Here is a 14,985-nt window from a genome sequence, read left to right on the forward strand (position 1 = left end):
GAGCGACCATTGGCCAGCGAGAATATCGTCATTAAGGGTGCCAGGGCCCACAATTTGAAAAATATAGATATCACGATTCCCCGTGATAAATTCGTTGTTTTAACCGGACTGAGCGGTTCGGGCAAGTCTTCCCTGGCGTTTGACACGATTTATGCGGAAGGGCAGCGCCGTTATGTGGAGTCGCTGTCCGCGTACGCGCGGCAGTTTTTGGGGCAGATGGAGAAGCCGGACGTCGACTCGATCGACGGGCTGTCTCCGGCCATATCGATTGACCAGAAGACGACGAGCCGCAACCCGCGTTCTACCGTCGGAACGGTAACCGAGATTTACGATTACCTGCGGCTTCTGTTTGCCCGTGTGGGCCATCCTCACTGTCCGGAGCACGGCATTGAAATCACGTCCCAGACCGTGGAGCAGATGGTCGACCGGATTATGCAGTATCCGGAGAAGACACGTTTACAGCTGCTGGCACCGATGATTTCCGGCCGGAAGGGCGAGCACAAGTCTTTGTTTACCGACGTGGCCAAGCAGGGCTTCGTACGCGTACGGGTAGACGGCGAGCTTCGCGATCTTTCCGAAAATATCGAACTGGAGAAAAACAAGAAGCACTCGATCGAGGTCGTTGTCGACCGGATCGTCGTTAAGGAAGGTGTGGAGGCGCGTCTGGCGGACTCCATCGAGACGGCGCTGAAGCTGTCCGGAGGCCAGCTGCTGGTCGATATTATGGGCCAGGAAGAGCTGCGTTTCAGCTCCAATTTCGCCTGCCCGATCTGCGGATTCAGCATTGAGGAGCTGTCCCCGCGGATGTTCTCGTTTAACAGTCCGTTCGGGGCCTGTCCGGAATGCGACGGACTTGGCGTGAAGATGATCGTCGACCCTGAGCTGCTGATTCCGGACCGGGAGAAATCGATCGATGACGGCGCTTTTCTGGCGTGGACAGGCAGTACGTCCAACTATTATCCGCAATTTTTGAAATCGGTATGTGAGCATTACAACATTCCTCAGAATGTTCCGGTCAGCCAGCTGAAGGAAGAAGATATGAACAAGCTGCTGTATGGAACGGGGAACCAGAAGGTCCGCTTCCGTTACGAAAATGACTTCGGACAACGGAAAGAAGCGTTTGTGGTGTTTGAGGGCGTCATTCCCAACCTGGAGCGCCGTTACCGTGAAACGGCTTCCGAGGGCATCCGCGAATTTATCGAAAACTTCATGAGCGCGAAGCCGTGCGAAGTCTGCAAGGGTCACCGTTTGAAGAAAGAAGTGCTTGCCGTAACCGTCAATGACTACAACATGGCGCATGTGACGAGCCTGTCCATCGGCGAAGCGATGAAGCTGTTTGACCAGCTCGAGCTGTCCGAGAAGGAACGCTCGATTGCGAATTTGATTTTGAAGGAAATTAACGCGCGTCTCGGATTCCTCGTGAATGTCGGGCTCGATTACCTGACGCTGAGCCGGGCCGCGGGCACACTCTCCGGGGGAGAGGCCCAGCGGATCCGCCTGGCTACGCAGATTGGCTCCAGCCTGATGGGCGTGCTCTATATTCTCGATGAGCCGAGCATCGGTCTGCACCAGCGGGACAACGATCGGTTGATTTCCACGCTGGAGCACATGCGGGACATCGGCAATACGCTCATCGTCGTAGAGCATGACGAGGACACCATGATGGCCGCCGACTATATCATCGATATCGGTCCTGGTGCCGGTATTCATGGCGGCCGTGTCATCGCGCAAGGGACGCCGGAGGAAATCATGAAAGATCCGAATTCCTTGACCGGCCAATACCTGAGCGGACGCAAGTTCATCCCGGTCAATACGGAACGCCGTAAGCCGGATAACCGCTGGCTGGAGATCCGCGGAGCGAAAGAGAACAACCTGAAGAACATCAATGCCAAAATTCCGGTGGGTGTCTTCACGGCAGTAACAGGGGTTTCCGGTTCGGGCAAATCGACGCTCGTGAATGAGATCCTGTACAAAACGCTTGCCAGGGAGCTCAACAAGGCGGTCAAGGTCAGACCCGGACAGCACAAGGAAATCCGCGGGCTCGAGCATCTGGAGAAGGTCATCGATATCGACCAGTCGCCGATCGGCCGCACGCCGCGTTCCAATCCGGCAACCTACACCGGTGTGTTTGATGATATCCGTGACATTTACGCGCAGACGAACGAGGCCAAAATCCGCGGTTATAAAAAGGGACGCTTCAGCTTTAACGTGAAGGGCGGACGATGCGAAGCCTGCCGCGGGGACGGCATCATCAAGATCGAGATGCACTTCCTGCCGGACGTCTACGTGCCGTGTGAAGTCTGCAAAGGCAAACGCTATAACCGGGAAACGCTGGAGGTTAAGTATAAGGAAAAGAGTATCGCCGACGTGCTTGAAATGACGGTGGAGCACGCAACGGAATTTTTCAAAAACATTCCGAAAATCCACCGCAAGTTGCAAACGCTGCTCGACGTGGGCTTGGGCTATGTTACCTTGGGACAACCGGCCACGACGCTTTCTGGCGGCGAGGCGCAGCGCGTGAAGCTGGCCTCCGAGCTGTACCGGCGCAGCACCGGCAAGACGCTCTACATTCTGGATGAGCCGACAACCGGCCTGCATGTCGACGATATCGACCGTCTGCTGACTGTGCTTCACCGTTTGGTCGATTCCGGGGAATCCGTGCTCGTCATTGAGCACAACCTGGACGTCATCAAGACGGCCGACCACATTATCGACCTGGGTCCTGAAGGCGGCAGCGGCGGCGGAACGATTATTGCCTCCGGTACGCCGGAGCAAATCGTGAAGGTCGAGCAGTCGTACACAGGCAAGTACCTGAAGCCGATCCTGGAGCGCGACACGGCGCGCAGCGAAGCTTTGAAGGTGACGAGCTAATAGCGACCAGCTTGTACCAATGCCGTAATCAGAGCTTGGTATGGAACGATTACGCGAAATAAGGATATAGACCAGATCATGTCTCCATTCCGCCGTCAGGCGGGGGAGGCATGATTTTTTTTGAAGAGATCAGAAAGTATACGTTTCGGAGCCTCCGCTTCCTGATCTCGCAATAAAAACTTCCGCTAGACGCGGTCTGTCTTCTTTGAAGGTACGTCGATAGACGTTTTTCTTATACGAAGAAACCATAAACTTCAGACTAAAGAATACGATGTAAGCAAGGGAGTAAAATGATTCCGAAGAAGCGAAGCGGTCACATTTGGCTTTCGGATTTCTACCTTACGTGGGTTCCATATAATCAAGAAATCCGAAAACAAGAGGGATCGCAGGAACATTTTACGTACTTGCCCCATCATCCATTTCAATTTTCACTTATATGGATTCCTTATACTGTAGGAGATTTCCGCCTAGCCAACCTCCATGGTGACGAAGCAGGATCTATGGCACATCCGGAAATAAGCGCCATTTTTCATAAATTGAAGCCAACCGGGGTAATAATATTAAGGAATAGGTTTCTACACATGCACATGGTAATTGATCGGAGGCAACGAGCCTCAATTACCAGAAAAAGGCGATTTTATGACAATTTCAATTTTTTGCATCCGAAGTCTTGCATCTCATCGCCCAGAACGATAACATGTAGAGAGATATGTAAATTGAGCGAAGCCACAAGAGGAGGTCCAACCATGTTGCTTGCAGAAGCTGCTGCATCGGCTGCATCCAAATTCAATACCTTTGACGTATTCATGATCCTGTTTACGATTTTGATCCTGATCGGGGTTATCCGTCTGGTGAAGCAACCGGTTAAGAACAAATTTGCAATCGGATTCAGCGTGATTTGCTTGCTGGTCTTTTTAGCGTCTGACTTTGCCATGATCCAGAACTGGATGAGCTAATCGGATACAACTTAAACGAAGTTGCGACGAATGAAGACACCTTTCGCTAACCGGCGGACAAGGGGTCTTTTTTTGTTTAAGCCATCGGGATTCTGGCTGTGGAAATTTCCTATTAAATATAGGGCTTCCAGCAATTGTACACGCCCGGTTTGTGTGATACATTGAGGCTATGATTCAGGGGAAAGGATAGACTCCGGAGATCTGCAGATCAAGATAAAGATAAGGTCAGGTGAGGGAATGAAACCGACGGGGAAAAAGTGGGTCATTACGCTACTCAGCACGATCGTGCTCGTCAGTGGAAGCGCGGCGGCCGAGGCACAGAGCACAGGCAAAACGGCCACAGCGGCATCCAAGGCGGGACAAGCTGCGCAGAAGGCAAAAACAGCAGCATCAAGCGCATCTACAGCAAAGAAGGTCAACGTCCAGGTGGCAGCGGATCCGGTCCCGCAAATCGTCAAAGACATATCGCCTTCGGTTGTAGGGATTATCGGCCGCTCGACGGATACGACGCTGACGGGAGGCGCGACCAACCGCTACAATTTGGCGCACGGTACAGGAGTCATCGTGAAGTCCAACGGTTGGATCGTTACCAACGCGCATGTGGTGAACGGACTGGAAGGTACGCTGGTCGTCACATCCGACGGCAAATCGTATAGCATTGTGGATTCATACATAGACGAAACAAGTGATATTGCCTTAATCAAAATCAATGCCAAATCTTTAGTGCCTGCGGTCTTTGCCAAGTCCGCACAAACTGCGCAGGTAGGGGAGAAGGTCATTGCGATCGGTACGCCGATCTCTTTTTCCCTTCGCAATTCGGCAACGGTAGGCGTTGTCAGCGGTCTGAACCGGGGCGTGAACGCTTTTTACCGGCTGATCCAAAGCGATACGGCAATTAACCCGGGCAACAGCGGGGGGCCGCTCGTCAATATGCGGGGCGAGGTGATCGGGATCAACAGCCTGAAGTTCGCAGCCGTCGGCGTGGAAAATATGGGCTTTTCCATCCCTTCGGATACGGTGCAGTACGTGATGGGACAACTGTTCAAGTATGGGGAAGTGAAGCGCCCAAGCCTCGGATTCAACATGGAAGAGAGCTGGTCTGCCATTGTCGGACTGCCAACGGACGATCCGTTAACCGTAACGAAGGTCTTTTCGGATCAGGCCAAGAAAGCCGGCATTCAGGAGGACGACGTGCTTTACAGCATTAACGGCAAGCGGGTGACCTCGGTCGTGGACATCAACGAAATGTTTAAGTCCTTTTTACCGGGGCAAACGGTTAAGCTGCTTATGCAGAGCGGCGGGGATATCGTGGAGCGGAAGCTGGTTCTGTCGCAGGCTGGCGCCGATGGTGATGCCTATAATGACGAGAGCGGACCGGGAGAGGAATTTTAATGGGGAAGAAGGGACAGTCACGGATGAAGGGAAGCGCATTGCGTAACATCGGATCGGCGGCACTGGCCGGCATCATCATGCTGGCAGCCGCATTGCCCGCGTGGGCGGACAGCAGCTCGGACAAGCTGACATTGCAGCTCAAGACGGGAAGCACCGCGGCGGTGATTAACGGGCAGACGGTACAAATTTTGAAGCCGTTCAAGAAAAATGGAACCGTAATGGTTCCGCTGGGCGTGTTCAGCAAAGCGTTCGGCAGCGAAGTAAAGCTGGAAAAAAACAATGTGGTCAAAATCGGTTACGGCCCTCATCAGATCAGCCTAACGATTGACAGCCAGCTGGCCTGGGTGGACGGACATAAAGTGAAGCTGGAGGCTGCCCCGTCCATGGTGAACGGCACCCTGATGGTTCCGCTTCGTGTGGTGGCGCAAGGCATCGGAGCGCAAATGAATACAGGGTCGGCGGGGGAATGGGTGATCAGCCTGAAACCTTCGGAGGATGATGCCAGTCCGCAGGATCCGGGGATCGATTCGGATGTAGGCAAGACGAAGATCGGCAACAGCTACTACGGCTGGACGATGAATTATCCGAGCGGCCTGATCGTCGGCAGCGGCGATGAAACCGAGAGTATTGCGTCTTTTAACGATGCAGAGGAAAAGTACTACATTGAAGTCCACGCTTCCGATGAGGATGCGGATCTAAGCACCGATGATTTACTGGATCGGCTGGTGGAGGACGCCAAACAGGGCGGCGAGATGGTAGTGGACCGGGGGACCTTCCCGAAAGCAAAGGTGCCGTATGCCCGTATTGTGACCAAGGACGGGGACGGAACCTTCTGGGAGTGCCGGATGTATTCGAGCCATAATCGTCTGTACGAGCTGTATTTTGCTGATCTGCAGGCGTCCAACTACAAGGACCTGAATAAATATGCCGGGCTGCTGAACTCTTTTGATACGAGCTTTAATCCGGCGGACAAAACCGTGAAGGATCTGTCGACCGTCAAAAATGGCATGCGAGGCGTGTATAACGAGGATTACGGCATTGCTTTAGACATCCCGGCCGACTGGAGCATGGATAATGCGGACATGTATTATGAAAGCAAGGACGGCAGCTACTTGAAGCTGAACGTGTCTACTGGACCCAAAGGCGATTCACTCGACCAGTGGGGTGGACAGATGAAGAAATGGCTGGAAGAGTCCTTCGTCAAAACTTCGTATGAGGTCGTCAATACTTACCCGCTGGAGGTATCCGGGGAACAGGCGCTGGTGAACGAAGCCAGGTATAACTACGGTGACGGCTGGATCCGTGAATATGAAGTGATGATTTTGAAGGACGGTTACCGCTATTATGTGGAATATGCAGCTCCGGAAGACCAGCCGGCGGATGTGGCCAAGTTCAAGGATTTGATGAACGGGATCAACATTGATTTTACCGTCGTACCGGAATCCTTCGGGAGTATGGAAGAGAATACGTTCCTGATCGATAAATCCAAGAGAACGACCAAAACGTCCAAAACCTATCAGTACCAAATTCGTATTCCGCAGTACTGGAGCGCGAATCGCGACCAGTTTGAGCTGTCGCCGGTGGAGTATCAGTTCGTGGGCGGACGCATGATGATCACGGCCGAGAAGGATAGCTCCTTTGAAGAAGCCGTAAGCCAGCTGAAGGCGTTCTACAATGAAGCCGTGAAGTATCAGAAAGATTTGAAGCTGGAAAAGGTAGAGAACACGACCTTTGCCGGTGAGCCAGCTGTCGTCTTCTCCATCCATCAGGTGAAGGACGGCATTCCGTACAGCGTGCGCCAAATCGTCGTTCAGCATAACGGCACGGTGTATACGCTGTCCGCGTCCCTGAATGACGCCAACGCCACGGATATTCAGAAGAAGACGCTGGATGAGACGCTGAATTCTTTTACGTTTACGAAAAAAGATGAAGTCAAGACCACTGCGGCTGCCGAATAACGTGAGATAACTGCTGTTTGCTGTAAAAGTGCAGTGGAAAAATATGTGATCAGGAACCGGGATAGCCCAGAGGCTGTTCCGGTTTTTGTTATACCCGACAGAAGCTTTTCACACCACATAAGCCGCGCATGGCCATTCACCTAGTTTGCACCCTACCAAACACGGATAACCTGATAGTATGTAATTCGAAAATTGCTGCCTTCCTATGGGAATCGAGATAATTCGTGGGGATAGTAGAAGGATCGGAAGATGTCTGGTACACTAGATAAGTTAAAGCAGAAGTTGTGCTGGTGATTCTTTTCGTTAGGTCAGCAATGAGTACGAGAATTCTAGAATTTGAACCGGCAGGACCGGTTTGGGAGGATATAGATGAACAAACAAGCATTAAGAAGGGAAGACGTGGAGCTTCTGGCGCCGGCCGGCGACTGGGACTGCATGCGTGCGGCGGTAGCCAACGGAGCGGATGCGATCTTTTTCGGCGTCGAAAAGTTTAACGCCCGTGCCCGGGCGAACAACTTCCGGATGGCGGAGCTGCCGGAGATCATGTCGTTTCTTCACAGCTATGGCGTGAAGGGCTTTTTGACGTTTAACATTTTGGTGTTTGAAAACGAGTTGGAGGATGCCAAGGAACTGATCGACGCCTGTATCGATGCGGGCGTGGATGCTGTGATTGTGCAGGATTTAGGGCTGGTGAAGCTGATTCGGGAAATTTCCCCGGACTTCCCGATTCACGGCTCGACCCAGATGACGATCACTTCACCGGAAGCGGTGGAATTCACCAAGCCTTGGGGCATGGAGCGTGTCGTGCTTGGGCGCGAGAACAACCTGAAGCAGATTCAAAAAATCGGGGAACAGGCGAAACTTCCGATGGAAGTGTTCGTTCACGGAGCCCTGTGCGTCTCCTATTCCGGTCAGTGCCTGACGTCGGAAATGTGGGGCGGCCGCTCGGCCAACCGCGGCGAATGCGCTCAGGCCTGCCGCCTGCCGTACGACCTGATCGTGGACGGCGAGCAGAAGCCGATGGGCGATGTGGCTTATCTGCTGTCGCCAAAAGATTTGGCGGCTATCGATTTGATGCCGGAGCTGATCGAGGCGGGCGTCACGTCCTTTAAAATCGAAGGGCGGCTGAAGAGCCCCGAGTACGTGGCCAACGTGGTCAGCAAGTACCGCAAGGCGATCGACCGTTACTTTGACGGCGACAATACACCGCCGAGCGAAGAGGAAATGCGCGAGCTGCAGCAGAGCTTTTCGCGCGGCTTTACGCACGGATTCCTCGAAGGCACGAACAACAAACAACTGGTCGACGGCACGTTCCCGAAAAGCCGTGGCGTGTACGTCGGACGGGTCGAAAAGATCCTGCGCGACGGCGTCGTCTGCAAGATCGAAGCGCCGCTGAAGCGCGGTGACGGCATCGTGTTCGACGCCGGCGATCCGACGAAGCAGGAAGAGGGCGGGCGGATTTACGACCTGCGCCGCAAAGGCGTCAAGATTGACGGGGAAGCCGGCGAAGGCTGGATCGTGGACATCGTTCCGGGCCGGAGCGACGTAGACCTGCGGAAGCTGCATGTCGGCGACCGCATCTGGAAAACGAACGATCCGGCGCTCGACAAGCGCCTGCGTCAAACGTTCGAGACGGAGAAGCCGTACCGGGTGTTCCCGGTACATGTGAAGGCCGTGGGCCATGCCGGCGGTCTCCTGACGACCGTCTGGACCGATGTGCAGAAGGGCACGACGGTGCAGGTCGACTCGGAGATGGAGCTGGAAATCGCCAAGAAGCGGCCGATGGATTACGCTCTGCTCGAGGAGCAGTTCGGCCGCCTGGGCGGCACCGTCTACCAGCTCGAGAAGCTGGACGTCGACCTGCAGGGTGACGTCATCGTGCCGATGCGCGAGCTGAACAATATCCGCCGCCGGGCGGTGGAGCTGCTCGCAGGCGAGCGCCCGAAGCCGCCCGTGTACGTAAAACGGGCGGCGACCGTGTATGGCGATGCCGAGCGCAGCGCATCGCCGGTTGCCCGCGGTGAGGCGAAGCTCACCGCGCTGTGCCGCAGCCTCCCGCAGGTTGAGGCTGCGCTCGAAGCCGGCGTAGAGATGATATACGCCGACTTCGAGTTCATCAAGCAGTTCCCGGCAGCGGTGGAAGCCGTTCATGCCGCCGGCAAGCGGATCGCGCTGGCCACGCCGCGCATCCATATGCCGAACGAGAACGGCTACCACAAAAACATTCTGCGTCTCAAGCCGGACGCCGTGCTTGTGCGCAACACCGGGGCGCTGTATTTCTACCTGCGCCACCGGATGGAAAACCCGGATGCCGATCATCCGCAGCTGATTGGCGATTTTTCGCTGAACATCGCCAACCACAAAGCGGTGGATCTGTTCCTCGAAGCCGGCTGTGACCTGGTTACGCCGTCTTACGACCTGAACATCCAGCAAATGGTCGATCTGCTGGAGCGCTCCAAAACGTCGCAGATGGAAATCGTCATCCACCAGCATCTGCCGATGTTCCATACGGAGCACTGCGTATACTGTACCTTCCTGAGCGAAGGCACCGACTTCACGAACTGCGGCCGTCCGTGCGAATCGCATCGGGCGTCCCTGCAGGACCGCATTGGCATGTCCCATCCGGTCCGCGTGGACGAGGGCTGCCGCAACACGGTCTACAACGCCATCGAGCAGTCCGGTGCCGAGTACCTGACGAACTTTATGGATCTCGGCGTCTCGACCTACCGCGTCGAGTTCCTGGAGGAAACACCTGAACAGGTGCACGAGGTCATCGACCTGTACAACCGTGCCCTGCGCGGCGAAATCAGCGGCACGCAGGTTTGGAAGACACTGAAGGCGACGAATCAGCTTGGCGTGACTCGTGGGCAGCTGGTGAAATAAGAAAAAGTAAATGAAGGCAGAATCCCGCCATGTCGTGCGGATTCTGCCTTTTTTATGTGATAACCCTGAGATCAACCGGGCGTAGCTTATGACAATGGCTTGATTTTTTATGCCTTAAATATTCATTTCCTCGTGCTGGATGTATGGTGTATTGTATATATATGGAATTTGGAAGTGTTACTACAGCTTATTCGATCCTCTCCTAAACCTCTCTGGCCCCACTCACTTGAAACAGTTTTCCCTAAGCTGATTTATGACTTAAAAAGGGCGGACCAATAGATCACCCTACGGTTTGGTAGCACCATATATTAATAAGAATGAATTCAATTTTGGTTACTTACAAGACTACCATTAGGGGGCCTTCCGTGTGAAAGTGAATCAATTACGCTTGGCAGATGCCGTATGGATTGAACCTGTTGTTCATGGTGACAACCGGGGTTTTTTTATGGAGGGGTATAACGAGGCTTTGCTGCGCCAGCAGGGAATTACGCACACATTCGTTCAGGATAATCAATCGCTCTCCGCAGAAGCGGGCGTCATCCGCGGCCTTCACTATCAATTGAACCCCAAAGCCCAGACCAAGCTGGTCCGCGTTCTGAGCGGTGCGATTTATGATGTGATTGTGGATGTCCGGCGGGATTCAGCGACGTTTGGAGAGTGGACCGGAGTGATTCTTAGTGAGTATAACAAGCGGCAGCTGCTTGTCCCCAAAGGGTTCGCCCACGGATTCTGCACGCTGGTTCCGGGTACGCAGGTTCTGTATAAGGTGGATGAATATTATTCTCCTGAACATGACCGGGGCATCTTGTGGAACGATCCTGCGCTTGGCATCGACTGGCCGGTCTCCAGTCCGATCCTGTCGGATAAAGATCAGCGCCATCCTCTGCTGAAGGATGCGGAGCTTAACTTTTGATTACGACCAGGAGGGATCAAACGATGGGAAGGAAAATGCTCGTTACCGGCGGAGCGGGGTTTATTGGAAGTAATTTTATTATATACATGCTGCAAAAGTATCCTGAATTGGAAATTGTCAATATGGATGCACTGACTTATGCCGGCAACCTCGAAAACCTCAGCTCCATCCAGAATCATCCCCATTATACTTTTACGGCAACCAACATTACGGATGCGGAGGCTGTGGAATTATGGTTTCAGCAAGGGATCGATATCGTCGTCAACTTTGCGGCTGAATCCCATGTAGACCGGAGCATTCTGGAACCGGATATTTTCGTGAAGACGAATGTTCTGGGGACGCAGGTGCTGCTCGATGCAGCCCGGAAGCATGGGGTGACCAAATTCGTTCAGGTGTCCACCGACGAGGTATACGGTACGCTGGGAGATACGGGCCTTTTTACGGAAGAGACACCGCTGGCTCCAAACAGTCCTTACTCCGCGAGCAAAGCCGGAGGAGATCTCATGGTCCGGGCCTATTATGAAACATTTGGACTGCCCGTAAATATCACCCGCTGTTCTAACAATTACGGTCCGTATCAGTTTCCGGAAAAGCTGATCCCGCTCATGATTTCCCGCGCCCTTAACGAGCAGCCGCTGCCTGTTTACGGCGACGGGTTAAATATTCGGGACTGGCTGTACGTCGAAGACCACTGTTCTGCCATCGACCTTGTCATCCATCAGGGCAAGCCGGGCGAGGTTTATAACATTGGCGGCAACAATGAGCGGACGAACCTTCATATCGTCAGAACGATATTGGAGGAACTGGGTAAACCAGAGTCATTAATTACGCATGTTCAGGACCGGCCGGGGCATGACCGCCGTTACGGAATCGATCCTGCCAAAATAACGAGGGAACTCGGTTGGAAGCCGAAGTACGATTTTGAATCCGGCATCAAGGAGACGATTCAGTGGTACCTGGATCATAAGGATTGGTGGGCGCGTATTCAGTCCGGTGAGTATCAGGATTATTACAAGAAGCAGTACGGTTCGCGTTTGGGTGACGGCTTATGAAAGTCCTTGTGACAGGAGCCGAAGGACAGCTTGGCCGGGATGTGACCGCCTTGTTCCAGCAAGCGGGGCATCAGGTTCTGGGCTGCGGGCGCTCCATGCTCGATATTACTCTTTGGGATGCGTGCCAGCAGGCCGTTCATGATTTTGGGCCGGACACGATTGTCCACTGCGCGGCCTACACGGCCGTGGATGCGGCGGAAACGGACATTGACGGGGCTTACCGAGTTAATGCGATCGGCACCAGGAATATGACGACGGCAGCGGAGAGCTGCGGAGCCAAGCTGATATACATCAGCACGGATTATGTTTTTAACGGAAGGTCTTCGGTTCCTTACCGAGAATATGACAAAACTGATCCCCAGAGCGTCTACGGCAAAACCAAACAGGCTGGTGAGCAATTCGTGCAGAGCCTGTCTTCCCGGTACTTCATCGTTCGGACCTCTTGGGTATATGGTGCGCATGGAGCCAATTTTGTCAAAACGATGCTGCGTCTCGGTCAAGAAAAGCCCGTGCTGCAGGTCGTCAACGACCAGCTGGGTTCTCCTACGTTTACAGTAGATTTGTCCCGCTTTCTGCTCGAACTCGTCCAAACGGAGAAATACGGGATTTACCACGCCTCCAATGCGGGGCAGTGTACCTGGTTTGATTTCACCCGGGCTATTTTTGACGAAGCGGGCAAAGCTGGAATCCAGCTGACCGCCCGGCTTGAACCCTGCACAACGGCTCAATTTCCACGTCCTGCTCCCCGTCCTGCATATTCGGTCATGGATCACATGGCGATTCGGGCCAATGGGCTGACTGATTTGAGGGATTGGCGGGAAGGATTGCATGATTTTATTCAAGGTCTATCTACCAAAAATCAAGGGATAGAGTAGATTAGAACTCTCTAATGAAAAGTTCGATCAGGCACCGGCTGCTGCGGTGCTTTTTTCTTTTCCCAGCATTCCCCCCCCCCTCATCGTTTGACACCCCTCCCGTCCGGGTAATCTCTACTAACTAATCTCTTTCTTCGTCTCCCAATCAATCAGACACGCTCCCCTCACGCTTACGCTGGTGAAAAGGATGTGATATCGATGAGGAAATGGGTGGCATTGCTGGCGCTGGTCGTGGCGGCCGGCCTGATGATGTGGGTTCCCCAGGGAAGCTCCAAGGACATCAACAACAATTTTACCGATTACCGGGTCATTTCCCACGCGATGGGCGGGATCCGCGAGCATGCGTACACGAATTCCTACGAGGCGTTTATTGCCAACTATGAAAAAGGAAACCGTGTATTCGAGGTGGATCTGCTTCTGACGGCGGACGGCCATTTGGTGGCTAGGCACGAATGGACGCAGTACATGACCGAGCTGCTGGGGCAAAAGGGCGAGCTTCCGAAGGACAAGCAGTCGGGGAGACTGACCTATAGCGACTTCAAAAATAGTAAAATCCTCGGCACATACGAGCCGCTGGATTGGTCGGATATTTTGGACCTGATGGAGCATTATCCCGATATTTATATCGTGACGGATACGAAGGAGCAGGAGCCGGCGGATATGCAAAAAGAGCTGGAGATCCTCGTAGATACGGCGAAAAAACGTGATCCCGCGCTGCTGGAGAGGGTCGTGCCGCAAATTTACGATCAGCCGATGCTGCAAATGGTGAACGGTATTTATGAATTTCCGTCCATTATATACACCCTGTATGCCACCAAGGATACGGATCAGGAAGTCATCGATTTTGCTGGCAGTCATTCGATTGAGGCAGTTACGATCCCGGAATCCCGGGCGAAGCCTGATTTTCTGGCCAAGCTGAAGAAGGCGGGAATCACGGCTTATGTGAATACGATTAACGATCCTTCCGAAATTGGCAGGCTGCAGCGAATGGGGGTTACGGGCGTGTATTCCGACTTTGTAACGGAACAAGAGCTTGGGGACAACCGCTGGCTGGTTGCGCTCGGATGGTAATTGCATCCATATGGTTCATCGGATGAATCGTTTATGACCTGAAAGATATGCTTCTCTACCCGGAGCATATCTTCTTTTTTGTGTACGGCGGATTGGCGAAAAAATGTTCGCATTTTATGCGAACACAAATTGACACTCACCCGGTGCTGACATAGACTAGATTTATGAAGATTTGTCGTGGAGGAATGCCGTTTGATGCAAATGATTATGCCATGGAGGCATGTGTTTAAGCTTGACCCGGATAAGGAGATCTCCGATGAGGCGCTGGATGCGGTGTGTATGTCCGGTACGGACGCCGTCATGGTGGGCGGGTCCAGCGGGATAACGTTCGATAACACCGTGGAGCTGCTGTCCCGTATTAGGCGATATGAGGTGCCCTGCGTGCTGGAGGTATCCGACCTGGAGGCGATCGTACCGGGTTTTGATCTGTATATGATCCCCATGGTGCTCAATGCTTCGGATTCGGCATGGCTCGTTGGCCATCATCAGCGGGCGGTGGAGGAATATGGATACATGATCCCGTGGGAACTGCTCGTTCCCGAAGGATATATCGTCCTGAACGCCGATTCCACGGTTGCCCGCTTGACCGGGGCGCAGACTGAGCTGGATGCAGCCGGAGCAGCGGCGTATGCCCAGGTTGCGGACAAGCTGATGTCTCTGCCGGTTGTCTATGTGGAGTACAGCGGGACGTTCGGGGACATGGAGACCGTCCGTCACATTCACCGCTCTCTTAACGGGGCCAAGCTGTTCTATGGCGGAGGCATCAAGGATGCTGATTCGGCCCGTCAGGCTGCTGACGTCTGCGACACCATCGTCGTCGGCAACGCCGTTTACGAAGATTTGAAGCAGGCGCTGCTGACGGTTAAGGCTATTAAGGAATAAAAGTAAGTGGATTTAGACCGTCGTCGGTACTACCTCTAATCCCCAAATGCATATAACCGCTAATCGGTATAATAGATGCTGGCCGTTGGGCCACACTGCATACCGCTTTTATGATGTCCTATCATATTTGTG

General features: G+C 53.5%; 10 protein-coding genes. All 10 read left to right on the forward strand.

What is annotated here, in order from left to right; genetic code table 11:
- Positions 1-9: 9 nt before the first annotated feature.
- The 10 genes from uvrA (at position 10) to pcrB (ending at position 14,853) form a co-directional block, all read left to right on the forward strand.
- Positions 10-2,871 carry an excinuclease ABC subunit UvrA gene (gene uvrA / locus ABIE48_RS33940; protein ID WP_192716659.1) on the forward strand — a complete coding sequence of 954 codons (2,862 nt, stop codon included), beginning with the start codon at positions 10-12 and terminating at the stop codon, positions 2,869-2,871.
- A 746-nt stretch (positions 2,872-3,617) separates the two neighbouring features.
- Positions 3,618-3,827 (forward strand): hypothetical protein, encoded by a 210-nt coding sequence (locus tag ABIE48_RS33945; RefSeq protein WP_105444814.1) that lies wholly within the window; start codon positions 3,618-3,620, stop codon positions 3,825-3,827.
- A 237-nt stretch (positions 3,828-4,064) separates the two neighbouring features.
- On the forward strand, positions 4,065-5,219 hold the full coding sequence (locus ABIE48_RS33950) for a S1C family serine protease (RefSeq protein ID WP_076174514.1): 1,155 nt from the start codon (positions 4,065-4,067) through the stop codon (positions 5,217-5,219).
- Positions 5,219-7,177, forward strand: coding sequence for a copper amine oxidase N-terminal domain-containing protein (locus tag ABIE48_RS33955; protein WP_354520534.1), 1,959 nt, complete (start codon positions 5,219-5,221; stop codon positions 7,175-7,177). Before ABIE48_RS33950 ends, ABIE48_RS33955 begins: the two co-directional genes overlap by 1 nt.
- 369 nt (positions 7,178-7,546) lie before the next feature.
- On the forward strand, positions 7,547-10,060 hold the full coding sequence (locus ABIE48_RS33960) for a U32 family peptidase (protein ID WP_192716658.1): 2,514 nt from the start codon (positions 7,547-7,549) through the stop codon (positions 10,058-10,060).
- 367 nt (positions 10,061-10,427) lie between these two features.
- Positions 10,428-10,973, forward strand: a complete 546-nt coding sequence (gene rfbC, locus ABIE48_RS33965) for a dTDP-4-dehydrorhamnose 3,5-epimerase (RefSeq protein WP_192716657.1) — start codon at positions 10,428-10,430, stop codon at positions 10,971-10,973.
- A 23-nt stretch (positions 10,974-10,996) separates the two neighbouring features.
- Positions 10,997-12,025: a dTDP-glucose 4,6-dehydratase gene (gene rfbB, locus ABIE48_RS33970; protein ID WP_192716656.1), complete on the forward strand. Its 1,029-nt coding sequence runs from the start codon at positions 10,997-10,999 to the stop codon at positions 12,023-12,025.
- Positions 12,022-12,900 (forward strand): dTDP-4-dehydrorhamnose reductase, encoded by an 879-nt coding sequence (gene rfbD / locus ABIE48_RS33975; protein WP_192716655.1) that lies wholly within the window; start codon positions 12,022-12,024, stop codon positions 12,898-12,900. The genes rfbB and rfbD overlap by 4 nt, the downstream gene beginning before the upstream one ends.
- 198 nt (positions 12,901-13,098) lie before the next feature.
- Positions 13,099-13,971: a phosphatidylinositol-specific phospholipase C/glycerophosphodiester phosphodiesterase family protein gene (locus ABIE48_RS33980; RefSeq protein ID WP_192716654.1), complete on the forward strand. Its 873-nt coding sequence runs from the start codon at positions 13,099-13,101 to the stop codon at positions 13,969-13,971.
- A 195-nt stretch (positions 13,972-14,166) separates the two neighbouring features.
- Complete coding sequence (gene pcrB, locus ABIE48_RS33985; protein WP_192716915.1) at positions 14,167-14,853, forward strand: heptaprenylglyceryl phosphate synthase; 687 nt, start codon at positions 14,167-14,169, stop codon at positions 14,851-14,853.
- Positions 14,854-14,985 lie beyond the last annotated feature (132 nt).

The sequence above is a fragment of the Paenibacillus sp. OAE614 genome (assembly GCF_040546645.1).
GTDB classification, from domain to species: Bacteria; Bacillota; Bacilli; order Paenibacillales; family Paenibacillaceae; genus Paenibacillus_AQ; species Paenibacillus_AQ favisporus.